Annotated in this window: 31 protein-coding genes; 4 read left to right on the forward strand and 27 right to left on the reverse strand. The window is 31.2% G+C overall.

Translation table 11 applies throughout. From position 1 onward, the window contains the following. Positions 1 to 205 precede the first annotated feature (205 nt). Complete coding sequence (gene prfB, locus QZ357_RS06890) at positions 206 to 1,306, forward strand: peptide chain release factor 2 (protein ID WP_290773644.1); 1,101 nt, start codon at positions 206 to 208, stop codon at positions 1,304 to 1,306. Here prfB and coaBC read toward each other — a convergent pair. The 5 genes from coaBC to QZ357_RS06915 are packed head-to-tail and all read right to left on the reverse strand — an operon-like array spanning position 1,303 to position 5,527. After that, positions 1,303 to 2,517, reverse strand: coding sequence for a bifunctional phosphopantothenoylcysteine decarboxylase/phosphopantothenate--cysteine ligase CoaBC (coaBC, locus tag QZ357_RS06895; RefSeq protein WP_366934132.1), 1,215 nt, complete (start codon positions 2,515 to 2,517; stop codon positions 1,303 to 1,305). The two genes, prfB and coaBC, sit on opposite strands and share 4 nt — an antisense overlap. After that, entirely contained in the window at positions 2,510 to 2,911 is a 402-nt protein-coding gene (gene panD / locus QZ357_RS06900) for an aspartate 1-decarboxylase (protein ID WP_290773646.1), read from the reverse strand. The genes coaBC and panD overlap by 8 nt, the downstream gene beginning before the upstream one ends. A gap of 9 nt (positions 2,912 to 2,920) precedes the next feature. After that, complete coding sequence (panC, locus tag QZ357_RS06905) at positions 2,921 to 3,766, reverse strand: pantoate--beta-alanine ligase (RefSeq protein ID WP_290773649.1); 846 nt, start codon at positions 3,764 to 3,766, stop codon at positions 2,921 to 2,923. A gap of 14 nt (positions 3,767 to 3,780) precedes the next feature. Further along, a complete protein-coding gene (panB, locus tag QZ357_RS06910) occupies positions 3,781 to 4,608 on the reverse strand; it encodes a 3-methyl-2-oxobutanoate hydroxymethyltransferase (RefSeq protein WP_290773653.1) in 828 nt (275 codons plus the stop codon). Continuing rightward, on the reverse strand, positions 4,559 to 5,527 hold the full coding sequence (locus QZ357_RS06915) for a Rossmann-like and DUF2520 domain-containing protein (protein ID WP_366934135.1): 969 nt from the start codon (positions 5,525 to 5,527) through the stop codon (positions 4,559 to 4,561). The genes panB and QZ357_RS06915 overlap by 50 nt, the downstream gene beginning before the upstream one ends. A 264-nt stretch (positions 5,528 to 5,791) precedes the next feature. Here QZ357_RS06915 and QZ357_RS06920 point away from each other — a divergent pair, with 264 nt between their 5' ends. Beyond that, positions 5,792 to 6,469, forward strand: coding sequence for a nucleotidyltransferase domain-containing protein (locus QZ357_RS06920; protein ID WP_290773656.1), 678 nt, complete (start codon positions 5,792 to 5,794; stop codon positions 6,467 to 6,469). Positions 6,470 to 6,531: 62 nt separating this feature from the next. On the opposite strand, the gene QZ357_RS06925 is transcribed toward QZ357_RS06920, so the two are convergent. Further along, positions 6,532 to 6,723 (reverse strand): hypothetical protein, encoded by a 192-nt coding sequence (locus QZ357_RS06925; protein ID WP_290773659.1) that lies wholly within the window; start codon positions 6,721 to 6,723, stop codon positions 6,532 to 6,534. 110 nt (positions 6,724 to 6,833) lie between these two features. Here QZ357_RS06925 and nth point away from each other — a divergent pair, with 110 nt between their 5' ends. Beyond that, positions 6,834 to 7,499 carry an endonuclease III gene (gene nth, locus QZ357_RS06930; protein WP_290773662.1) on the forward strand — a complete coding sequence of 222 codons (666 nt, stop codon included), beginning with the start codon at positions 6,834 to 6,836 and terminating at the stop codon, positions 7,497 to 7,499. Positions 7,500 to 7,577: 78 nt separating this feature from the next. Here nth and QZ357_RS06935 read toward each other — a convergent pair whose 3' ends face one another. The 21 genes from QZ357_RS06935 to rplU all read right to left on the reverse strand — a co-directional run bounded on the left by QZ357_RS06935 (position 7,578) and on the right by rplU (position 23,218). Beyond that, positions 7,578 to 8,825, reverse strand: a complete 1,248-nt coding sequence (locus QZ357_RS06935; protein WP_290773666.1) for an ATP-binding protein — start codon at positions 8,823 to 8,825, stop codon at positions 7,578 to 7,580. Continuing rightward, positions 8,825 to 9,505 carry a response regulator transcription factor gene (locus QZ357_RS06940; protein ID WP_290773669.1) on the reverse strand — a complete coding sequence of 227 codons (681 nt, stop codon included), beginning with the start codon at positions 9,503 to 9,505 and terminating at the stop codon, positions 8,825 to 8,827. Before QZ357_RS06940 ends, QZ357_RS06935 begins: the two co-directional genes overlap by 1 nt. A gap of 15 nt (positions 9,506 to 9,520) precedes the next feature. Continuing rightward, positions 9,521 to 10,195 (reverse strand): phosphate signaling complex protein PhoU, encoded by a 675-nt coding sequence (gene phoU, locus QZ357_RS06945; protein WP_290773671.1) that lies wholly within the window; start codon positions 10,193 to 10,195, stop codon positions 9,521 to 9,523. 42 nt (positions 10,196 to 10,237) lie between these two features. Further along, on the reverse strand, positions 10,238 to 10,999 hold the full coding sequence (gene pstB, locus QZ357_RS06950) for a phosphate ABC transporter ATP-binding protein PstB (RefSeq protein WP_290773675.1): 762 nt from the start codon (positions 10,997 to 10,999) through the stop codon (positions 10,238 to 10,240). A gap of 8 nt (positions 11,000 to 11,007) precedes the next feature. Continuing rightward, the gene (gene pstA, locus QZ357_RS06955) at positions 11,008 to 11,856 is read right to left on the reverse strand and encodes a phosphate ABC transporter permease PstA (protein ID WP_290773678.1); all 849 of its coding nucleotides are present in this window, start codon (positions 11,854 to 11,856) and stop codon (positions 11,008 to 11,010) included. Positions 11,857 to 11,872: 16 nt separating this feature from the next. Further along, positions 11,873 to 12,760 carry a phosphate ABC transporter permease subunit PstC gene (gene pstC / locus QZ357_RS06960; protein WP_290773681.1) on the reverse strand — a complete coding sequence of 296 codons (888 nt, stop codon included), beginning with the start codon at positions 12,758 to 12,760 and terminating at the stop codon, positions 11,873 to 11,875. Between the two features lie 79 nt (positions 12,761 to 12,839). Then, entirely contained in the window at positions 12,840 to 13,637 is a 798-nt protein-coding gene (locus QZ357_RS06965) for a phosphate ABC transporter substrate-binding protein (protein WP_290773684.1), read from the reverse strand. Positions 13,638 to 14,306: 669 nt separating this feature from the next. Next, complete coding sequence (locus tag QZ357_RS06970) at positions 14,307 to 15,515, reverse strand: hypothetical protein (protein WP_290773687.1); 1,209 nt, start codon at positions 15,513 to 15,515, stop codon at positions 14,307 to 14,309. A gap of 170 nt (positions 15,516 to 15,685) precedes the next feature. Beyond that, the gene (locus QZ357_RS06975) at positions 15,686 to 16,108 is read right to left on the reverse strand and encodes a hypothetical protein (protein ID WP_002801797.1); all 423 of its coding nucleotides are present in this window, start codon (positions 16,106 to 16,108) and stop codon (positions 15,686 to 15,688) included. 186 nt (positions 16,109 to 16,294) lie between these two features. Next, a complete protein-coding gene (locus QZ357_RS06980; protein WP_290773809.1) occupies positions 16,295 to 16,441 on the reverse strand; it encodes a helix-turn-helix transcriptional regulator in 147 nt (48 codons plus the stop codon). Positions 16,442 to 16,910: 469 nt separating this feature from the next. Next, entirely contained in the window at positions 16,911 to 17,657 is a 747-nt protein-coding gene (locus QZ357_RS06985) for a carboxymuconolactone decarboxylase family protein (RefSeq protein ID WP_290773813.1), read from the reverse strand. Positions 17,658 to 17,671: 14 nt separating this feature from the next. After that, positions 17,672 to 18,043 carry a MerR family transcriptional regulator gene (locus tag QZ357_RS06990; RefSeq protein WP_290773816.1) on the reverse strand — a complete coding sequence of 124 codons (372 nt, stop codon included), beginning with the start codon at positions 18,041 to 18,043 and terminating at the stop codon, positions 17,672 to 17,674. 171 nt (positions 18,044 to 18,214) lie between these two features. Next, a complete protein-coding gene (gene pth / locus QZ357_RS06995) occupies positions 18,215 to 18,775 on the reverse strand; it encodes an aminoacyl-tRNA hydrolase (protein ID WP_290773819.1) in 561 nt (186 codons plus the stop codon). A gap of 68 nt (positions 18,776 to 18,843) precedes the next feature. Then, positions 18,844 to 19,071, reverse strand: a complete 228-nt coding sequence (locus QZ357_RS07000) for a hypothetical protein (protein ID WP_290773822.1) — start codon at positions 19,069 to 19,071, stop codon at positions 18,844 to 18,846. 353 nt (positions 19,072 to 19,424) lie between these two features. Further along, positions 19,425 to 20,009: a bis(5'-nucleosyl)-tetraphosphatase (symmetrical) YqeK gene (gene yqeK, locus QZ357_RS07005; RefSeq protein WP_290773825.1), complete on the reverse strand. Its 585-nt coding sequence runs from the start codon at positions 20,007 to 20,009 to the stop codon at positions 19,425 to 19,427. Between the two features lie 12 nt (positions 20,010 to 20,021). Then, positions 20,022 to 20,618 (reverse strand): nicotinate (nicotinamide) nucleotide adenylyltransferase, encoded by a 597-nt coding sequence (gene nadD, locus QZ357_RS07010; RefSeq protein ID WP_290773828.1) that lies wholly within the window; start codon positions 20,616 to 20,618, stop codon positions 20,022 to 20,024. A gap of 8 nt (positions 20,619 to 20,626) precedes the next feature. Continuing rightward, positions 20,627 to 20,911, reverse strand: coding sequence for a ribosome assembly RNA-binding protein YhbY (yhbY, locus tag QZ357_RS07015; RefSeq protein ID WP_290773831.1), 285 nt, complete (start codon positions 20,909 to 20,911; stop codon positions 20,627 to 20,629). Positions 20,912 to 20,921: 10 nt separating this feature from the next. Next, positions 20,922 to 22,205 (reverse strand): GTPase ObgE, encoded by a 1,284-nt coding sequence (gene obgE, locus QZ357_RS07020; RefSeq protein WP_290773834.1) that lies wholly within the window; start codon positions 22,203 to 22,205, stop codon positions 20,922 to 20,924. A 67-nt stretch (positions 22,206 to 22,272) separates the two neighbouring features. Beyond that, positions 22,273 to 22,566 (reverse strand): 50S ribosomal protein L27, encoded by a 294-nt coding sequence (gene rpmA, locus QZ357_RS07025; protein WP_290773837.1) that lies wholly within the window; start codon positions 22,564 to 22,566, stop codon positions 22,273 to 22,275. Between the two features lie 2 nt (positions 22,567 to 22,568). After that, positions 22,569 to 22,895: a ribosomal-processing cysteine protease Prp gene (locus QZ357_RS07030; RefSeq protein WP_290773839.1), complete on the reverse strand. Its 327-nt coding sequence runs from the start codon at positions 22,893 to 22,895 to the stop codon at positions 22,569 to 22,571. Then, positions 22,895 to 23,218: a 50S ribosomal protein L21 gene (rplU, locus tag QZ357_RS07035; protein ID WP_290773842.1), complete on the reverse strand. Its 324-nt coding sequence runs from the start codon at positions 23,216 to 23,218 to the stop codon at positions 22,895 to 22,897. The genes QZ357_RS07030 and rplU overlap by 1 nt, the downstream gene beginning before the upstream one ends. Before the next feature lie 302 nt (positions 23,219 to 23,520). On the opposite strand from rplU, the gene QZ357_RS07040 reads away from it, so the two are divergent. After that, the gene (locus QZ357_RS07040) at positions 23,521 to 24,228 is read left to right on the forward strand and encodes an N-acetylmuramoyl-L-alanine amidase (RefSeq protein WP_290773846.1); all 708 of its coding nucleotides are present in this window, start codon (positions 23,521 to 23,523) and stop codon (positions 24,226 to 24,228) included. The last annotated feature ends 62 nt before the right edge of the window (positions 24,229 to 24,290 follow it).

A 24,290-nucleotide genomic window follows, 5' to 3' on the forward strand; every position in this document is an offset into this window, starting at 1 on the left:
CTAAAAAATAATAAAGATAATGATGAAATATGTTATGTTAAAAATATCAATCAATTATATATGCTTGAAATTTTATAATAATAACAACAAAATGAAAGCAATCTTTCCTTTAATATGATAATAAAGCGTATATATTGTTAAATTATCAAATATCATATATAATGTAATATAATTCTAAATCACATATAAAAAAGGAAGTAAGCAAATGGCTGAATTAACAGAACTAAAAAATCTTTTAAACGATATATCAAAAGAATTGGATGATATATCAAAATCAATAGATATACCAACGTTAAAAGAAAGTTTAATTCAAAAAGAAAATTTAATGAACGATGAAAATTTTTGGAATGAAAGTGAACAGGCAAACAAAGTCTTAAAAGAAATAAAAACTCTCAAGTCTCAAATAAACAAATTCACAAGTATCGAAAATAAAAAAGAAGATATGAACATACTTATAGAAATGCTTGAAGATGAATTTACGGAATCAGATGCATCAAGTACTATGCAAGAATTGAACTTACTAAAAAAAGAATTACAATCTTTCGTAATTGACACTCTTTTGTCCGGTGAGTATGACTCAAATAACGCTATTCTTTCAATACACCCGGGGGCCGGTGGAACAGAAAGCCAAGACTGGGCAGAAATGCTATACAGAATGTTTTTGAGATTTGCGGAAAAAAGAAAATTCAAAATAAAAATACTTGAAGAATTATCCGGTGACGTAGCGGGAATTAAAAGTGTTACAATGTTATTAAAAGGAGAAAATGCTTACGGATATTTGAAGGGAGAAAAAGGGGTTCATAGACTTGTAAGAATATCCCCATTTGACAGCAACAACAGAAGACATACTTCATTTGCTTCAGTAGATGTGGAACCTGAAATAAATGAAGATATAAACCTTGAAATCAATCCAAGTGATTTAAAAATTGATACTTATCGATCAGGAGGCGCAGGAGGGCAACACGTAAACAAAACAGACTCGGCTGTAAGAATAACTCATCTTCCAACAAAAATCGTCGTATCATGCCAAAATGAAAGAAGCCAATTCCAAAACAAAGAAACAGCTATGAAAATACTTAGAGGTAAGTTATATAAAATACTTATGGAAGAACATAAAGAAAAACTAGATGAAATAAAAGGAGATTACGGTCAAATAGCCTGGGGAAATCAAATTCGTTCATATGTATTCCACCCATACAGTATGGTAAAAGACCATAGAACAAAAGCCGAAACTTCAAACGTTCAATCAGTAATGGATGGAGATATTGATTTATTTATTGATGCGTATTTAAAAAAGACCGATTAATCGGTCTTTTTATTTTTTATTTCAAGCAATTTATCAAATAAAATCTCGCTTACTTCATCTTTACGCATAAGCTCTTTTTTCTCTATATTATCTTTTGTAAGGAATGTCACTTTATTTGTATCACTCTTAAAACCTGCTCCTCCTTCTTTTAAGCAGTTCGCCACTATTATATCGGCATTTTTATTTATAAGCTTTGTTTTGGCATTATCTATTAAGTTTTGGGTTTCCATTGCAAAACCGCATAAAACTTTATTTTCTTTTTTATTTTCTCCAAGATACATCAAAATATCATCTGTTCTTTTTAATTTTATGGAAAGATCTCCATCTTTTTTCTTTATTTTTTCATCGCTTACATCAATAGGTGTATAGTCAGAAACAGCGGCAGCCTTAATTATAAAATCCATTTCACTGCTTTTTTCTTTCACTGCCTCGAACATATCTTTTGCACTTTTTACTTTAATTAATTCAACAAAAGGAGGAACTTCTTCGCTGCTGTTTGCACTTACCAAAGTTACATTTGCACCTCTTAGCATTGCATTTCTTGCAATCGCATATCCCATTTTACCGCTTGAATGATTGGTTATGTATCTTACAGGGTCTATAGCTTCCATTGTCGCTCCTGCCGTTACCATAACATTCATACCTTTTAAATCTTTTTCATGAGCTATTTCTTTTAATACATAATTTACAAGAGTCTGTTCATCGGGAAGTTTACCGTCTCCAACATCTCTGCAAGCAAGTATACCTTTTGCAGGTTCTATTATTTCAAAGCCATAATCTTTTAATTTTTCTATGTTATCTTGAACTATTTTATTATGATACATATGTGTGTTCATTGCTGGAGAAACGATCTTTTTGCAAGTAGCTGCCAAAACCGTAGTTGATAACATATCATCCGCTAATCCATAAGCCATTTTTGCAATTATATTTGCACTTGCAGGCGCAATAAGCATTACGTCCGATTTTTGACCGAGAGATACGTGAGAAACATGAAATTCAAAATTTCTGTCAAACGTATCGACTAAACACTTTGTGTTGGTCAAACTTTCAAATGTTATCGGATTTATAAAATTCGTGGCATTTTTTGTCATTATAACGTGAACTTCCGCACCGAGTTTTATAAGCATACTTGCTACATTTGCCATTTTATAAGCAGCAATACTTCCCGTTACCCCGAGGGTTACGACTTTACCCTCCAAAATTTTATTCATTGACCATATCCTCCGTTAAAAGCCCGTGTTTTTCATATCTTGTTATTCTTTTTATTTTATTATCTTCATCAACGAAAAGTACTTTCGGAGGATTTTCTTTTATCTCATCAGGACTCATGTTTGCATAAGCCATTATTATGATTTTATCTCCTACTTGAACTTCTCTCGCCGCAGCACCGTTTAAGCATATCATACCACTGCCTCTTTTTCCAGCAATTGTGTAAGTTTCAAATCTGCTTCCGTTGTTTACGTCTACAATTTGAACCTTTTCATATTCATATATTCCGGCTTTTTCAAGAAGCTCTTCATCAACGGTAATACTTCCTACATAATCAAGCTCTGCTTGAACAACGGTTGCCCTATGAATTTTACCTTTTAACATATTAAGTAACATATTTTCCTCCTAACACTCAAACACAAAGTTGTCAATTAATCTTGTTTTACCAATATATACAGCCATTGCAACAAGAACCGTACCTTCGATTTTATCCACTTTTTCTATTCTTTCAATATCTACCGCTTCAACATAATCAATTTTCGCAAGTGGTTCTTTATTTATGTTTTCTTTCATCTTTGAAAGTAAAACAGAACTGTCTCTTTCGCCTTCTTCAAGAAGTTTCTTACCTAAATTAATTGTTTTATATAATATCAAAGCTGCTTTTCTTTCCTCTTCGTTTAAATAAGTATTTCTTGAACTCTTTGCAAGACCGTCTTCTTCTCTTACTATTGGACAGCCTACTATTTCTATGCCAAAACTTAAATCTTTTACCATTCTTTTTATTATAAGAAGTTGTTGTGCATCTTTCATTCCAAAGTACGCTTTATTAGGTGTAACAATATTAAACAGCTTACTTACAACAGTCATAACACCTCTAAAATGAATAGGTCTGCTTTTCCCGCAAAGTTCTTTTGTAAGTGAGTTCATATCAACATACGAACAAAAACCTTCAGGGTACATTTCTTCGGGTGTTGGATTAAAAATCAAATTTGCTCCTGTTTCTTCGCATAGTTTTGTATCTTTTTCAAGATCTCTTGGGTAGCTTGCTAAATCTTCGTTTTCACCAAATTGCATAGGATTTACAAACACGCTTACAAATACTCTGTCATTTTCTTCTACGGCCTTTTTAATTAAACTTTGATGTCCTTCATGAAGATAACCCATTGTAGGAACAAGCCCAACGCTAAGCCCTTCTCTTTTCCATTTATTTACAATTTCTCTTACTTCGCTGATTTTATGTACTACTTTCATATTTCTCTCCATAATTAATATAATTTTTCTATAACTTCATCATCAATTTTATATGTATTTTCTTCCATAGGGAATTTACCCTCATTTATTTCTTTATGGTAAGTTCTAAATGCATCCTGCATTATTTCCCCTATATTTGCATATTTCTTTACAAATTTCGGCGTAAAATCAGAAAACATTCCAAGCATATCTTGATATACCAAAATTTGTCCGTCACAGTATTTTCCTGCACCTATTCCGATTGTTGGAATACTAACTTTTTGAGTAATAAGTTTAGCTAATTTTTCCGGAACACACTCAAGAACAAGTGCAAAAGCTCCCGCTTCTTCAACTAACAAAGCATCTTCAAGAATTTGTTTTGCTCTTTGCTCATCTCTTCCTTGTATTTTAAAACCTCCAAATGCATTAATACTTTGTGGTGTTAAGCCAAGATGTGCCATTACAGGTATACCGGCAGAAATTATTGCTTTTATCTGCTCACATACTTCTCTGCCGCCTTCAAGCTTAACAGCATCACCTAAGCCTTCTTTCATAAGTCTTCCTGCATTTTTAACGGCATCATATACACTTGTTTGATATGACATAAAAGGCATATCTATAACAACCAATGCATCTTTTGCCCCTCTTGCAACGGCTCTTCCGTGATGGATCATATCTTCCATTGTAACAGGTATTGTATCTTCATAACCAAGGATTACATTACCAAGAGAATCCCCTACTAAAATCCCGTTAATACCTGCCTGATCAATCAATTTTGCCATTGAATAATCATAAGCCGTAAGCATGGAAATCTTACTGTTTTCTTCTTTTTGTTTTTTGAATGTTGTTACTGTGTTTTTCATCCTCTTTTTCCTCTTTAATAATTTTTTTCATATTGCAATAATCTTTTGTATTATCTTTTTTCATTGCAACATCAATAAGCTCCTCAGACAACAATTTATAAATATCCCTTTCACTTCCGTTTATAACAGATAAATGCTCTTTTACTGTTTTTAAATCGTTCCTTTCAATTGGACCGCTTAATGCATTTATTACATCTTTTGAAGCAATATTCTCTGCATTATTCATAAAAAGAGGAAGTAGTGCATTTTTAGCTTCATCAAAAGTAAACCCTGTTTCCATAAGAATTTTTATACTCTTATAAAACAAAGCTACAACTAAATTACTTGCAAAAACGCAAGATAAATGATATTTGGTTTTATTGTCTTTTGGAATGATTTTTACATGATTTCCAAGGCTTTCAAAAAAATCCTTAATAACATTAATTCTCTTTTCGTTTCCTTCAATTGTAAAGTAAGCCTTTGAAAGATCTTTGTAAGAAGTATACTTATCGCTGAAAGCATACATTGGATGAATGGAAAAACCAAGAATGTCTTGGTCACACTTTTGAAAGACAGCAGAAGACATAGCTCCGCTACAATGAGAAAATATTTTATTTTCTATATCAAATGTACATATTTGCTCCCATACTTCTTTTATCTTTGAATCAGGAACAGTCAAAAATAAAATATCACAAGAAGATATAATATCTTCCAAAGAATTAAAATAATTAGTATTTGTAAAATTTGCAGCATCAACTGCTGAAGATAGAGTATTACTATAATACCCCATTACTTTTTTTTCATGCGTAACAAAGTATTTACCAAGGCTTACCCCTACTTTGCCAGCACCGATAAATCCAATTTTCATTCTTCTTTTCTTCCTTTTGATAATTGAAAAGTCTCTTTCTTTCGATAAAAGCTTTATAGCAATTAGGTAGATTGAAGACTATTAATATTTTTCTCGGTATAGTTTCAAAAGAATACCATCCGCATAAATAATATCACTATAAATTCAAAAAGTAAATATTTTTATCTAGAAACACACTGCCTTTTACGATTTAGTATTTAACCCTATAATAAAATATCTTTTTTATGGGCTACTTTAAATTATTTTATATGTAATCAGGAACATACATACTAAAATATATTTAATACTTATAATATTAAATATGATACAATAATTAAACACAAAAGGAGGAGAAAAATGAACGATATCAATATAAACGAATGGATGGAATCATTTAAAGAAAAAATAATAGATTCATTTGGTGAAAGAGTGGAATTTATAGGAATCCAAGGAAGCAGAGGCAGACATGAAGAAAGAAAAGACAGTGACATCGATGTTGTTGTAATACTTGATACACTTAAAACGAAAGACTTGGATAAATATGAACAAACCATAAACAAAATGGAAAACAGAAATCTTATTTGCGGTTTTATCTCCGGAATTGAAGAAATAAAAAACTGGGATAAGTCAGACCTTTTTCAGTTTTACTACGATACTTCTCCGGTATACAAAAATATCGATTTTATAAAATCAATAATTAAAAAAGATGATATAAAAAGAATGATACATCTCAGTTCATGTAATATATATCATATGGCAGTGCACAATTATATACACGAGAAAAACATTGAAATACTAAAATCATTATATAAATCCCTGTCTTTTATAATTAAAGCAAAATATTTTTATGAAAGCAGTAAATATATAAAACAAAATAAAGAACTGGCAAACTGTATGAGTAACACGGATAAAGAAATATTTAGTATTTATCTAAATTTTGACAATAATATTGATAAAAACAATAAATATTTTAAAGATTACTCGGAAATGATAATAAATTATACATCGACAATCATAAAAAACTACAGTATGTAAAAGTGCTTTAATAAAATACTTTATTAAAGCACTTACCAAACTCCCCTTAAATAAACAAATCTTTAGTTTTTCATAGACATAGTAACATCTTTTATCTCATCCGCCGCTTCTTTTGCCGCCTTTTCAACTGCATTTTTCATTTTTTTCATAGGTTTCTTCAATTCTTTGTTTGAAGCAACATACGAAGCCAAACTAACTCCGGCTATAAGCCCTGTGGTTACACCTGTTATCATTGACATTGTGGTTCTTCTCATATTTTTACTTCCTTTCTTAAATTTTATTCATATTTATTGTTCCATTTTTAATTTGCTATGATACAATAAAAAAGAAATTAATCTAGGTAAAATAAGTTAAGGTAAAATTTATGAAAACAAAAAAAGAAACTTTGGAAATTATAGATTTATTAAGCGAACATTACGGAGAGTATAAATGCGGTCTTGAGTTCAAATCTCCTTTTGAACTTTTAATAGCAACGATATTGTCGGCACAATGTACAGATGAAAGAGTTAATATAGTCACAAAAAAACTTTTTGCGGTCGCAAATACTCCTAGTCAAATACTGGAACTTGGAGAGTCAAAGCTTCACGAATATATAAAAAGCTGCGGTCTTTCAAATACAAAAGCAAAAAATATAATGAAAACATGTTTTACATTATGTAATGATTACGACGAAGAAGTACCAAGCACAATGGAAGAACTAATCAAACTAAACGGAGTCGGAAGAAAAACAGCAAATGTAGTTATGTCCAATGCGTTCGGAATTCCTGCAATAGCAGTTGACACACATGTTCAAAGGGTATCAAACAGAATAGGACTTGCAAAAAGCGATGACGTATTAAAAACGGAAGAAACCCTTATGAAAAAAATACCTAAAGAGTACTGGTCCGATGCACATCACTGGATTATCTGGCATGGCAGAAAAATATGTAATGCAAGAAATCCCAAATGTAATGAATGTATGTTAAACAGCTTATGTGATTTTTATAAAAAAAATCAAAAAAATAAAACAGAGAAGACCTGTAATGCATAAATTTATATTATTTTTTAATATATAAAATCTTTATTTAAAAAAATAATAATTAAAATAAGAACAGAATTAATTCTGTTCTTATTTTTGTACCAAATTGAATGACAATGTAAATGTTGTTCCGGCATTATATACAGATCTTACATCTATATCACCGCCATATTTCATCACAATTCTTTTTACTATCGAAAGCCCAAGTCCCGAACCCTCTACCTTTCGGTTACGGCTTTTATCTACTCTGTAAAACCTTTCAAATATATGAGATAAATCTTCTTCTTTTATCCCTATACCGGTATCTCGTATCGTAATCACAGCTTTTTTCTTAATACTTTTTACGTCAATATATATTTTACCGTTGTCTTTATTGTATTTGATTCCATTTTCGATTATATTAGTAAAAGCTCTAAGTATATCTTCATGTCTGCCCATTATTATCGCATCTTTTAAATCCAAATCGATTATGATATTTTTTTCGATTATCTTATAATCCAAAATTTCAATAGCTTCTTTCACAATATCCGAAACGTTGACTTCTTCAAGAGGCAAATCATCTTCTCCTATATCTTCCAAGCTGGACAATTTAAGAATCTCTTCAACTAAGGTATCCATTCTTATGGCTTCCTTTTTTATTGTTTTGCTGTATTCTATTATCTTATCCTTATCATCTATAAGCCCGGAAGAAATGAGTTCCGAAAACCCTCTTATGGATGTAATGGGTGTTTTAAGTTCATGAGAAGCATTTGCAAAAAATTCTTTTTTGTAAATATCAATTGCACTTCCGAAAGGCTTTACAGAATCATTCGCAAATTTTTTTGCAGCAAACCAAGAAATTAAAAAGGAAATAATTATTGAAAGAACAAAAATTCCTATTTTTGTAAAAAGATCGCTATGTATTGTTCCCATAGGAACCATAACTCTTAAAACATTACCGTTTTTAAGTTTAATGGCACCATACATAACTTTCTCATCAATAGTTGAAGAACTTCTTTTGGAGTATCCTTCTCCTTCTTTCAATGCCTGCTTGACTTCCTGCCTGTCTTTATGATTTTCGCTTAAATCCTTGTGAGTCGAATCCGCCAAAACAACTCCTTTGGGAGATATTAAAGTTACTCTGTATTTATCAGTGGATATCTTTTCCAAAAATTCCACATCTTTGTCATAATCCCCACTGAAATCATACGTTTCATTAACCGTATGCAAAAAAGCTTCTATTGTTGTATGATAACCATTGTCTTGGGTTTTAGACAAAACAAAAATGAAAGAAAAACTCAATATAAGCGTACAAATAAGACCGACAAGAAAACTTCTTATAAATACGAATCTTCTCATTATCCCAGTTTATACCCTATTCCTCTTATGGTTTTTATATATTTATATTTATCGTCTTCACTTCCTATTTTATTTCTGAGAGTTTTCATGTGCATATCGAGAGTCCTGCTTTCACCCTCAAAGTCATATCCCCAAACCTCATTTAAAAGTTCTTCTCTCGTTACAACTCTTCCTTTATTTTCAAACATATAAAGAAGAATTTTATATTCTTTCTTCGTAAGAATTACTTCTTCTCCTGAATGAGTAACAAGATAATTCTCTTTATCTATAGTAATATCCTTATAAGTAAGTATATTATCTTCCTCTTTATAGCTTCTTCTAAGTACACTTTTTATCCTCGAAGAAAGCTCTAAAACGGAAAAAGGCTTGGTTACATAATCATCGGCCCCAAGTTCAAGAGCATTCACTTTATCTATTTCACTGCTTTTTGCACTTAAAATAATTATGGGAATACTTTTATATTTACTGCTGTTTTTAAGTAATTTTAGAGCGTCTACCCCGCTCATTCCTGGTAGCATTATATCAAGAAGAATAAGCTTAGGTTTTTCTTCTTTTAATGCAACCATCATATCTTCACAATTTTCATATACTTTTACAAAAAAATTAAATGCCTCCAATGAACATTTTAAAAGTTCACTTATATTATTGTCATCTTCGACTACGTAAATATAATTTCCCATAATAAATCCTTTTCCTTATAATAATTTCTTATTTTTATGTTCTCCCGTCAAATAGAAGATTACCCATTCACAAATATTTGTTGCATGGTCGCCTATTCTTTCAAGATACTTAATAAGCATTAAAGTATCCATTGCAATGCCCGGAGTAATTTGATCATTTTTAAGTCCTCTTATTATATCATCTCTAACTTCATAAAACAACTCATCCACCTCGTTGTCAGTTTTGATTGTTGTTTTAGCTAAATCTAAATTATCATTTACAAATGCAGATATACTTGATGCAACCATTTCAAGGTCAATATTTGACATTTGTACAATTTTTTCATCTACAATTTGGAATTTTTCTTGATTTTTTTCTCTTTCATCAGGTATACAGATTGATGCTATATCAGCAGCATGATCCCCGATTCTTTCCATATCGGTAATCATCTTCATTGCTGTTGAAATAAGTCTTAAATCAGAAGCAACCGGTTGTTGTCTTAAAATTAATTTAAGACATCTTGCTTCTATTTTTCTTTCCATTTCATTTATTGCTTTATCATTTTCAATAATATCTCTTGCAATATCTTCATCATCACTTTCAATTGCTTCAAATGAAGATTTTATTGCTTTTTCAATCATAGAACCCATTTCAATAAGTTCATGATATAATAAATCAAGTTCTTCATCAAATCTTCTTCTTGCACTCATTTATATATTTCTCCTTCCTGTTTGATAAATTATCATTAAGTATCAACCAAATCTTCCTGTTATGTACTCTTCTGTTTTTGGATGCTCAGGATTAGCAAACAAAGAAGAAGTTTTATTGTATTCAATTAATTCACCAAGCAAGAAAAACGCTGTTTTATCAGAAATTCTCGCAGCTTGTTGCATATTATGAGTTACAATTACAACAGTATATTTCTTTTTAAGGTCAAATACAAGCTCTTCTATCTTCATTGTGGAAATAGGGTCCAGAGCTGAAGTTGGTTCATCCATAAGAAGTATCTCAGGTTCAACGGCTAATGCTCTGGCAATACAAAGTCTTTGTTGTTGACCACCTGATAAACCAAAAGCAGATTTTTTAAGTCTGTCTTTTACTTCGTCAAATAAAGCAGCACCCCTCAAACTTCTTTCTACGATTTCATCAAGTTCGCTTTTGTTTTTTATACCATGCACTCTGGGACCATAGGCTATATTATCATATATACTCATGGGAAACGGATTCGGCTTTTGAAATACCATTCCTACTTTTTTTCTAAGTAAAGTTACGTCAATATCATTATCATATATATTTTCATTATCAATTAATATTTCCCCGGTAATTTTTACTCCTTCAACCAAATCATTCATTCTGTTGAGACTCTTTAAATATGTAGATTTACCGCATCCACTGGGACCTATTAATGATACTACTTCATTTTCTAAAATATCCATGTTTATATTTTTTAAAGCATGGTTTTCTGAATAATAAAGATTCATATCTTTAGTAATAATCTTCTTTCTGTTTTCCATTTTTCCTCCTACTTAGCTTCCAATTTCTTTGAAAGCAATCTCGCTGATACATTTATTATTAAAACAATAACTATAAGTATACTTGCAAGGGCAAAACATACTGATAAATTTTCTCCACGTGATGCATATAAATAAAGTTGAACGGTAAGTGTTGCACCGCTTTTGAATATTTGACTTACTATGCCGTCAGTCAACATATATCCCATACCCGATGTGAATATAAGCGCCGCACTTTCACCTACAACTTTACCTATACTTAAAATTACCGCGGTCACAATACCCGGCATAGAACACGGAAGCAAAATAGTTCTAATAAGATGAATCTTTCTCGCCCCCATACCAAGCGCCCCTTCTCTGTACATATCCGGTACGCTGCTCAATGCTTCCTGAGTTGTTCTTATAAGTGTCGGAAGAACCATAATTGCAAGAGTAAGAGAACCCGATAAAATCGAAACTCCAAAACCGCAAAATATACTAAAAAACATATAACCAAACAGACCGTATATAATTGAAGGTATTCCTGCCAATGTTTGAGTCGTAAACTCAACCAATCTTACCAATTTACTGTCTTTTTTTGCATATTCATTCAGATATATAGCACTGCCTATTCCGATAGGAACAGATATAAGAAGAGTAAGCACTATCATATAAAGAGTATTTACAATCATTGGAAGCACACCGACTGTACCCTTAAGTTCACTGGGAGCAGTGGTTAACATTTCCAGGTTTATGCTGCCTACCCCTTTAAATAACACATACAATACCAAAGACAGTGCAAGTAATGCAGTAAATCCTGCGCAAAAAACAATTAAAGATTTTAGTATGTTGTCACCTATTCTTAATTTTTTACTTTTCATCATTACCCTCCTGTCTTTAATCATATTTTTTATCAGCTTTGTTTAATATACTGTTTAATATTAAATTGATTGCCATAATAAATACAAAAAGAACCAATCCTATTGCAAACAAAGCATCTCTGTGTGTTCCAACGGCATATGACATTTCCGAAACGATACCGCTTGTCATGAGTCTTACAGAACCGAACAATTTCGGTAAATTAACACTGTTACCCGTCACCATAATCACAGCCATTGTTTCTCCTATAGCTCTTCCTATACCGAGAACTATACCTGTTGTTATACCGCTTCTTGCAGCTGGAATTAAAATTTTAAAAATTGTTTGTATTTTTGTTGCTCCAAGTCCCAAAGACGCTTCTTTATATTCGCTCGGAAGAGCTCTAAGGCTATCTTCACTGATTGTCACGATTGTCGGAAGTATCATAATAGCCAATACAATCATTCCCGTAAACAGACATGCACCGTAAGATAAGCCAAACACATCTGCAATAAAAGGGACCAGTAATATAAGTCCGACAAATCCGTAAATTACAGAAGGGATACCGGCAAGAATTTCAATAAAAGGTCTGATAAAATTTGCCACCTTTTTATTAGCTATCTCACTTAAAAACACTGCAGTCAGTATACCAATGGGAACACCTATTACTATAGCTCCGATTGTTGCGCAAATACTTGAAAGTATCATTGGGAAAATTCCAAAGCTCGGATTTGAACCCGTCGGATTCCACTCAGTACCAAACAGAAAATTAAAAAAACCAACTTCTTTCATAACGGGAGCTCCTGAAATTATCATATACAAACTTATGACAACTACACTGATAACAGAAACAACGGCACAAAACAAAAATATTTTTTCAAACATATTAGATATTCTATCTTGTTTATGTGTATTTTTTAATTTCATGTACTTACCTCTTTAACGAAACATTAATGCACCATAAGGTGCATTAATGTTTGTAATTATTTATGTTGTTTTTATAATCTTATTTCACTTTTACAAAATGACTGCTTTCAACGATACCTTGACCGTCCGCACTTAACATATATTCAACAAAAGCTTTAACTTCACTTGAAGCATCACCTTTTGTAACAACTATAAACGGTCTTTGTACTTTATAGCTTCCGTCAGAAACTGTTTTTTCGCTTGGTTCCACTCCATCTACACTTACTGCTTTAAGTTCATCGTCTACATAACCCAAAGACATATAACCTATAGCACCAGGAGTAGAAGCAACTGTAGATTTAACTTGACCCGTTTCATTAAGTTCCGCTTTATACTGACATTTTTCTTCAACGCCAAGGATACTTTCGAAACCATCTCTTGTACCGCTGCCTGCTTCTCTTCCCACAACTACGATTTCCTCATCGGCACCACCAACATCTTTCCAGTTTGTGATCTTACCTGTGTATATATCGGCAATCTGCTTACTTGTTAATTTCTCAACTTTATTATCTTTGTTTACTACAATAGCTATACCGTCAATTGCAACTTGATATTCTGTTAAGCCTTCCTGTTTCTCTTCATCTTTTAAATCTCTGCTTAACATACCGATTTGAGCACTTCCGTCAACAACACTTGTAATTCCGGCAGAAGAGCCTCCACCTTGAACATCAATTGTTACGTCATTGTTCAATTGATAAGCTTCTCCCCACGCTTTTGCAACGCTTTCCATTGACGTTGAACCTGCCATTGTAATTGTACCTGAGCCTGATGAACCGCATCCTGCAAAACCAAATAAACATAATGCTGCGATACCTACAGCCAATAATTTCTTTTTCATTTCTTATTTCCTCTTTCTTTTGATTATTATGTGGATATAATATATCAATAACAAAACTTGAGAAATCACATTTAAGTAAATATAATGTAAAAAAAACGTAAAGAAAGATTTTTTTATAACATTATTTTATTAAGTAAAAAATGAAAAAAATAACAAATTACCCTTTAATATTAAAATAAAATTAATTTATAAAACTAAAATAGGAAATTATAAGATATATACTTTATTTTATGAATAAAAAATATTAAGTGCATATTCATGTAAGAACAATTAAACTAAAATATGCAGAAATAAAATAATATTTATTTCTGTATATAATTTTCCAAATCATAAAATCAAAAATAAAATTTTAATATCATATCAATATTTATATAAAAAGACAACCAATTTCTTACTTAAAACCAACTGTCTTTCTTATGTCTTATTCAATTTTTCCAAGTGATAACGGCATAATTTATATCACACCATGTAAAATGCAGTTTTTCCTTGTAAATACAGCGTTTTCCGCTTAGTAGTGTATATTGTCTCTTGTTTTTTGTGCCCCCCTTGTTAGATAACGGGGGCTTGATGTTCGCTCGCAAGCTCGCTCAACTGCCGAAGTGAACCAGCCACTTAAAACGGCGGAAAAATCTAAGAGATTTTCCCACCGCCGTGTCTGGATCACTCCGTCTATGCTCTTTTACCGGCTTTGAATATGCAAGTAATATTTCTTGCTTTAAAGTATAGTTCTATTTCTTTTTTTATGTCCTCAATCTCTGCTTGTGGAAAATTAAAATCATCTAGCCAAATCATCATGCTATCATTTTCATCAGGTACTGCTTCAATGATGGCTTTGTAGATATGCGTTTCATCTTTTATTGCAAGAAGATACTTGTACATATGAATGTTTTTCATAGCAATCGTATATTTTTTGTTATTATTTTCATCTATCTCATTTGAAGTTTTTTCTTCGAGTTTCATTTTGTTATAGGTATACCAAAGCTGACATAATAAAATAGCTACAAGAATTATATCGTATATAAGCCAAAAACTTCCCATAAATAAAGGCGTCAAAAAACATAAGATAATTACTAAAGGTATCATCCATAGTGTTCTTCTAAATTTACCTTTATAATTCATATTCCAATAGATAATCGATTTATCCTTTTTATTTGACGCAGTATTTATATCTTCTGTATTTTCAATAACTACTGGACATATTTTGTGCAATAAATTTGATACTTCTGTTTGACGAAACTCATCTTCACGCCATTTGTTGCTACCAGGGAATTGGTATTCTTCACCATTAGAATATATAAACTTAACTTGTTCATAATTTCGAATAGGACCTTTATATAAATAATAGATTTTTTTAATTTCGTTTCTTGAAAAAAGGCGTCCATCCATAACTACCCAGTTTTCACTAATAAGAACATGAAAATATTTTTGTAATAAACTATTCTGAAACATTACTTTTTCAAAACATTCTCCTTGCAACAATTCTTGGAGTTCTTCTTTTGCTTTTATATGGTTTAATACAGGCACGCAGTGATAAGATAATTTAATATATCGCCATATCTTGCGTGCTGTAAAAATAGTGATAAACCAAAATAAAACTGTAAAGAATATAAATGCACCACGAGGATTGTTGAAGGTTACGAAAATTCCTCTAACTGCACCATATAAACAAAATAACCATAATAAAGCGAGTAATATTTTCTTCAATGGATAGAATCTAAGCCATTCTATCTTTGTTAAAAAATTTAATTGTGAAGTTTGTAAATTTTCTTTAGCTTTACTGCTTTCATCAGCGATTTTTTCTGTTAGCTGTTTTCTAATATATTGAGGTAAATTAGCAAGTATAAATATCAGTGCAACAGCGATAATACCATACATCATTTCTCATCCATCCTTTTTAAATTAATTTTAACTTCTTTTGATTTTGCTATTTTAACAATTACATTTCCCTTTATATGAAGATATAAATTATCTTTACCTCTGAAAATTCAAATTCTTGTATTACTAACATCAAACAAATTCACATTTTTAGTTCTACAAGCTGGAATTTGTTACTCTTTTGTATCGTAAATAATTTTGCCCGTAAAGTAAATTGAAATGTCCATTTGAACTAAATCTTCTGTTTCTAAGATAGATAAATAACCAGAATACAATACTTGATTATACCCGTATAATTCATCTACAATTTCAAAGCTATAGTTTTTGTATCTCTTTATAAAGCGTTCCAGTTCTAATTTCTCACCGTTGAATTTTCCATAGTTTCCCCATTTGCTCTGCAACATCACGCAGGTACAATCAAAATCCACACCTTCGATTGTGATGTTTCCCTCGACCTGTTCAAAAGGTTCTGTAAGTTTTTCATATCCGTCCTCGAATTCAAGGACTATTGTTTTATCTTGAATTATAATCTTTTTGACCCGCATATCATGCAGACTATATGGAATGGGCGGATTGTGTTTATATTCTGTCCTCATGAGACCTCCCCGTCAAATTCTAATTTATCGTTCTCTATAATATAAATTATATCACGCTAGAAATGAACAGTCATTCTTTTTCAGTTATCTAATGAAAATTTATTAGATATAGAAAAAGACACTATATTTCAAGTGTCATTCTCTTATACACCAGTATTCTGCAAGCAGGTAAACACAGGTTATTCCTTAATATCCTTTTGTTTGGGAAACTCCTCTCTCCCACTTTGATACGGCTTTATCGGTAACACCCATTTTATCTGCAAGCTCAAGCTGTGTCATATTATGCTCTTTTCTTAATTCCGATATTATCATCCCAAAAGTTTTTTTCTTCATGATTTACTCCTCCTTTTAAGTTATTATAATTCAGTATTGCAATAATACTCAATCGACTAACAGTATAATTAAGTAAACAATTTGTTTATATTACATTAAACATCCATTATAAATAAGACAATATAAAGATAATTGTAATAACTCTATTTTATAAAATATTATCAAATAATTTGAAACCTTTTTTATTATATCTAACATTAATCTTTAAATAAAAAAGAGAATCATTTATATATTAATCCATAAAAGATTCTCTCTATATACATATAACAAAATGCTATTTTATTTTTTATTACAATGAATCAAAATTTTTAATTTCTTGTATTTTGAAATTAATTGATTATCATGAATTCATTAAAAACTATTACTTGTATTAAATAATATCGAATATGCAATAATAAACACAAAAGAAATAATAAAATACAAAAAACTTTATAATAAAATCAACTAAATATATTAAAGTTAACCAACCTTACACTATCTCATTAAGACAGCTTAAAGCATTTAAAGTTCTCGGGAATCCGACATAAGGAAGACAATGCGTAATTACCGCAATTAAAACATCCTTTGTATTTCCCACATTGATATTTCCTTGAATATGCGCTTTAACTTGACTTTCACATCCTCCAAGGGATATTAAACAGCATAAAGTAATAATTTCTCTCGTCTTAAGAGAAATTCCGCCTCTTGTATAAAAATCTCCAAAACACATTGCAGATAAATAATTTTGTATATGCTTTTGGTTTTTTGGAGCATTTTTGTGCATATTATCTATAACATCTCCGAATATTGACTTTTGCACATCAAGACCTTTTTCAAACCTGTTTCTTTCATTTACTCTTTTTTGTTTTGAGCCGTCAGTTCGTATGCCCTTCTCATCAAATACTTCATTCATTACTTCAAGAGCATTCAACACTTTCGGAAAACCTATATACGGTGTACACTGATATATCGTTTCTCTGATTTGCACAGCGCTAGTACCGATATTTAAAGCAGCCTCCAAGTGTACTTTGAGCTGAACAAGGAGTTGATTCGTCGTAAGAATAGATATTGTAATAAGCTCCCTTAATTTACTGTCTATAAGTTCACTGCTTTCAAAAACTTCTCCGAATATAAAATAATTGAGTATTTCCGACATATCATGATTTGGAACATTTGGCAACTCTCCGTTTTTAAATAATTTTTCACGGTTTTTTATGCAAAGTTCAATTCTATCCATTATTCAACCTCCTGCTATCTCAACTCTTTTTCTTTGTTTAAACAACGCTCATATCCCTCAATTTTTTTGTCAAGTCTTTTTAAGGTCTCCTTCATTTGAGCTATTCTTTCTCTGAGCTTTTCCCTCTCCTCAAACAAAATATCTTTTCTCGCTCCTGCCGTATGCTCTCCTTCTTCAAATAATGTAACATATTCTATCAAACTCTCTATCGAAAGTCCCGCATTTCTCATGCACTTTATAAACTCTACCCATCCAAGATCCTTTTCTTTATAATCTCTTATTCCGGAAGAATTCCTTCCTACACGAGGAATTAAACCTATACGTTCATAATAACGAAGTGTATCTTGAGATAAATCAAACTTTTTACTGACTTCGGCAATCTTCATATGCATACCACCTCCTTTTAGTTATTCGTATTATAATACCTGGAGTTAACTCCATGTCAAGTTATTTTAAATTTTTTATCTTCTTATATAAATTTTTTTATTACACTTTAATTACATTTAATATATGATTATTAAAAACCCCAATGTATAAAAATACATTGGGGTTCTGTTTTATTTTTTATTATATAAATTCATTGCTTTATCTAAATCTTTTTCAACAGCCACAAACACTGCCTTTTGTGTATTAACAATTAATTCTCTTATAACTGGAATCTCTTCATCCCTAAATTTACCCAAAACATAATTGATTAAATCTCCATGTTCCGGACTTCCGACTCCAAGCCTAAATCTGGGAAAATTTTTAGTATTTAATTCCTTTACAATTGATTTCATCCCGTTATGCGTACCTGATCCGCCGCTTTTCCTTATTCTGAGTTTGCCTTTTGGAAGCTCTATATCATCATAAATAATAAATATATTTTCATCGGGAATTTTAAAATAATCTTTAAACAGTTTAACGCTTTCTCCGCTTAAATTCATATAAGTTCTCGGTTTAACAAGAAAAACATCCTCATTACCGATTCGCCCCTTGCCGTAATCAGCTTTAAACTTCATTTTGTTTATTTTTATATCGCTCTTTTCGCTTATATAATCTATTGCCTCAAAACCTATATTATGTCTTGTTAAGTTATATTCGCTGCCTATATTGCCAAGCCCTACAATCAAGTACATTGCTTTCTCCTTAAATTACAAAATAGTCTATATATTATATCATTATTTAATATATTTTAAATATGTATTTAATCATTTATTTTATTTATAATCAAATCTGCCACCATTTTAACCATATGATTCATAGAAGTTATAGCTGTTATGGCAACTTTACTTACTTCATCCAGATTTTCAAAAGAATCTTGTCGCTTATCTTTTTTACAACATACTTCCTCTTCCTCACTCTTTATAGAAATCTCATTGTTTTTACCTATAATATCTTTACTTAAAGGTACAAATTCATTTATATACTCCATCTTTAAACCTCCGTATTATAATCATATGAAAAAATTCCAAAATAATTTATCCATAATTTTGTTATTTACCGTAAATATTTGTCGTTTGCGTTGATAAAATGTCGTTTATGCGGATAGGTTTATTTTAGCCCAAATATGTTATATAATATACCTACTTAATAGATATGAAATATGTGAACTATTAAGATACAGTTTGTATTTTTTAATATAAACTTTTGGGGTTCATAAATATATAAATTTTATGATTTTGTTTGGGAGAGGGAAAATATCACATGTAAAAAGAGAATATATATTATATATTGTATTCTCTTTTTTTTATATCTATTATAATAAAAAAGCCCTAAAGGGCTTTTTTATTCTTTATTTCTTTTTTCTCTTTCCATTATTAAGTAATTTCTAGCTTTAACCGTATCCGGATGAAGTAATTTGCCATTTTTTAAAATAGAAAGAATCGTTCTATTTAAACTCATTACAATAGCTTTGTCGATACTTTGATAAGCAACCTCTCTAACCTCATCAACACCTTCATAAGTTCTTGTTTCTTCTATAACATCTGCCAAAAATACAATTTTTTGGAGCATTGTCATATTTTCCTTACCCGTAGTATGGTACTCTATCGCGCTCAATACATCTTCATCCGTTACATTAAATCTGTATTTTGCCACTATCCTTCCTGCTTTTCCGTGCAGTAATGCAGTATTTGCCAATTCGATTTCATCAAGCTTAACATATTGTTTTCTCAAAATATCAAGCATTACTTTCGTGTCCATATTTTTTGCACAATCATGAAGCAAGGCTGCAATCGAAGCCTTCTCGGGATCTACATCATAATGCTTCGCAAGTCGAACCGCTTCTCTTTGCGTTGCTAAAGTATGAATATATCTGTCTTCTTTAAGGAGTTTTTTTAGTTGTTCTTTTATGTTGGTATATTCTTTCATGATACTCTTCCTTTAATCATCATAATATAAATTATTCTCTATAATATATTGTGCCACTTTTTTCGGGATTTTTAAAGACTTATTTTCTAAAATATTTTTTCTTATTTCACTTGAAGATAAATTAATAAGCTTAAAGTTCTTAAGAATTTTAATGTTTACATCGTATTTTTCGTTATAATATAATACTTTCTTATACAATTCATCACTCATATAAGGAGCTCTATTTGCAATTACAAAACAAACTTCTTTTAAAAGCTCATCGTAGCTTTTCCATTTATGAAGTTCAAATATCAAATCCGCTCCTCCTATAAAAAACAAATCTTTATATTTACTTTTAAGATACTTTACAGTATCAATTGTATAACTTGTTCCTTTTTTATCCGTTTCATACGTATCAATTTCAAAAGAAGGGTATCCTTCTATTGCCGCTTTTACCATTTCCACTCTGTCTTGACAGGTTACTTTGCTTTTATTTTCTTTTATCGGGTTTTTACTGTTGGGAATAAATAACACCTTATCGAGACCTAACTCCTTCTTAGCTGCCAAAGCAAGCTGTATATGTCCGTTATGAATGGGATTGAAACTTCCTCCTATAAATCCGACCTTCATAATATTACCTAAACATTATATTTGTTTTTATCCGGATTTCTTTTATACAAAACGAAAGTACTCCCCATTGTTATAACAACCTGACTGTCGGTTTTTTCAGCCAAATATTCGGAAACTTCCCTTACATCTTCAAGAGAATTCTGCTGTATTTTCCCTTTTATCAATTCCCTCGCTTTTAATGCATCTTTTACCTGTATAACTATATTGTCGCTCATTCCGTCTTTGCCTATATGAACTATAGGCTGCATCTTACTTGCCTCTTTTTTTAACAAACTTCTTTCTTTACTGTTCATATTCTACTTCCTATCTGTAATATTCAAATTCATATCCTTCTATATTAATTATATCCCCGTCCTCAATACCAAGAGCTTCCAATTCGGCAAAAATCCCTTTATTTTTAAGAACTCTTTGGAAATACATACTCGACTCATAATCATCCAAGTTAACCGAACCAAGCAGTCTTCTCATCATCTTACCTTGTATATAATATATACCCTCATCAATTTCAATCTCATATTCCTTTTGCGCTTTCGGAGCATATAAAACTTTTTCTTCCGTAGTAAAGAATAAAGGTGTTTTTTCTATCGAAGGAAGCATTTCAACAATGCAGTTCATTATACCGTCAAGCCCGTCATTCATGACCGCACTTGCATCAAACACTTTATAACCTTTATCCTCAAAATATTTTTTTAAATCATTTATGATCTTTTCTTTTTCGTCGGATTGTATTAAATCAGTTTTATTCAATACAACAATTTGAGGTCTTTGCATAAGCTTTTCGGAATAAAGAGAAAGCTCTTTATTTATAATATCAAAATCTTCTTTGGGATTTCGACCTTCTATTGATGAAGCATCAAGAACATGAACAAGAAGTCTTGTTCTCTCAACATGTCTTAAAAATTGATGCCCTAATCCCTGTCCGTCACTTGCTCCTTCTATAAGTCCCGGAATATCGGCAAGAACAAAATCTTCACTGTTTTTATACTTAACAATCCCTAAGTTAGGTGATAATGTTGTAAAATGATAGTTGGCTATTTTAGGAGTAGCATTTGTAACCATGGAAAGGATGGTAGACTTCCCTACATTCGGAAACCCTATCAACCCAACATCTGCAATTGTTTTTAATTCCAGTACCAAGTCTTTTTCTTCCGCTTCGTCTCCGGGTTTGGCAAATTTGGGAGACTGTCTGGTAGAAGTCGCAAAATGTTGGTTTCCTCTTCCGCCTCTTCCACCTTTTAGCACGGTTATTTCAAGATTATCCTCAGCCATATCACAAATCAACTGCCCCGTATCGGCATCAAAAATAACGGTACCCACAGGTACTTCGATTTTTATATCTTTTCCATCTTTACCGCTCATATTACTTCTGCTGCCGCCTTCTCCCGGCTGTGCGGCAAATTTTCTTTTGTATCTAAAAGATTCCAGTGTATTCAATGCACTGTTGCTTACAAATATAACGTCTCCGCCCTTACCGCCGTCTCCGCCGGAAGGACCTCCGTTTGGAACATATTTTTCTCTTCTGAAAGCAACTGCACCATCTCCGCCTTTTCCGCTTTTTACATTTATTTTTACTTTATCTACAAACATAATTATTTTCCTTTATAAAAAATTAAACTCCACACATATTAGTATGGAGTTCATCAATTAATTTATTCTATTGAGCCTTTGGATATACACTTACTTGTTTTCTTGTTTTTCCTTTTCTTTCGAATTTAACAACTCCGTCAGCCTTGGCAAATAATGTGTCATCTCCGCCGATTCCTACATTAACTCCAGGATAAATTCTGGTTCCTCTTTGTCTAACCAAGATATTTCCGGCTAAAACATATTGACCGTCACCTTTTTTAGTTCCAAGTCTTTTAGCTTCACTGTCTCTACCATTTTTTGTACTACCCATACCTTTTTTATGAGCAAACAATTGTAAGTTATCTAAATTAAATTTAATCATTTTTATTCCTCCGTAATGTTTAATTTAATGAACTTGGGATTCTCTTTTTCAAGTCCTCTGACAGAAAGCAAAAATACATTTGTCAAAGTTTCTATCTTCATTCTTTTTTCTTTGTCTTTATCAAATATATGAATAAAAGAACATCCTTCTTCTACCTTTACTTCGATATCCGCTTTTACATATTCACTCAATCCGTTTATCAAAGATATCAATAGAGTGGATACGCTACAGCATATCAGATCATATCCTTTTTCTGCACTTCCTGCATGTCCATTAATTTCTATTTTTTCTATAAAATCCGATTTTATATCTATACTGATATCAATCATTATTCAGCTTTTACTAGACCTGTAATTTCAACTTTTGTATAAGGTTGACGATGACCTTGTTTTCTTCTATAGTCTTTTTTAGCCTTGTATTTATAAACAATGACTTTTTCGCTTTTACCTTGTTCTAAAATTTTACCTTCTACTTTGTAACCTTCTACTACAGGTGTACCAACCAAAACGTTTGAATCTTCGTTTACCATCAATACTTCATCAAAAGTTACTTTCTTTTGATTCTTTCTCTTTGGAACAATTTTTTCAACGTTTATAACGTCACCTTTTTGTACACGGTATTGTTTACCGCCTGTTTTAATAATTGCATACATATCTTTCTTACCTCCACTATCCTGTCTCGCCGTCTAAGGTGTGAAAATCAACTTATTTTAACCTTTTTCAGTGCGGATACATACTAAATTAGTATAACACAGGGGATATTTACTGTCAACAATATAATAAACTTTTTATTTGGTTTATGACATTTTAAACATTAAAAATACAATTTATATTAAACAGATTAATTATATAATAAAAATATCTTGTAACATAAAGCATTTTTCCAAGCTTAGACTATCATAAATCAATCATATTATATACTTTTATTAAGTATATTTTATATGGGAGGATAAACATGAAAAAATATATTTATATGATATTGTCAGGAATTTTTTTAATTGCATTTATGTTTGCCATATGCGGATACTTATTATTGACCACATCATATGTGGATAACTCCTTATATATACTAGACGGAAAAACGATTTGTATAGATCCGGGGCACGGAGGGAAAGACCCCGGGAAAGTAGGTACAATAGAAAATGAAGACAAAATAAATCTCAAAGTGGCACAAGAGTTAAAGAGCATCTTAATGACCATGGGTGCCAATGTTGTTCTCACAAGAGACAACGACAACGGACTTTTTGAAGACGGCAGTATACAATGGTCGAAAAAAAGCGATATGCGAATAAGAAGAGAAATAATAAAAGAATCAAAATGCGATGCAATGGTAAGCATACATATGAATTCACATACCGACAACAGCAGAGGCGCGCAGGTTTTGTACCTACAAAATCATGAAAAAAGTGAAACTTTAGCGAAGTATATAAAAGAAGAATTGGATAATACATCACAATTTTCAAAACACAGACAAATAAAACCAAGGAATGATTTATATATATTAAAAAACGATAACACTGCAAGTATATTGATAGAATGCGGCTTTATAAGTGAACCGGAAGAAGAAAAACTTTTAAATGATGAAGATTACCAAAAACAAATTGCAAAATATATTTCCCTTGGATTGGTAAAATACTTTTATTCCGATAAACCTCTAAGTTAAAATTTTCATTGAATCTATATAAACATAAATATTGTAAATTTTACCCTTCTTTACATAAATAA

It is taken from the genome of Anaerofustis sp. (assembly GCF_019420015.1).
Lineage (GTDB): Bacteria > Bacillota > Clostridia > Eubacteriales > Anaerofustaceae > Anaerofustis.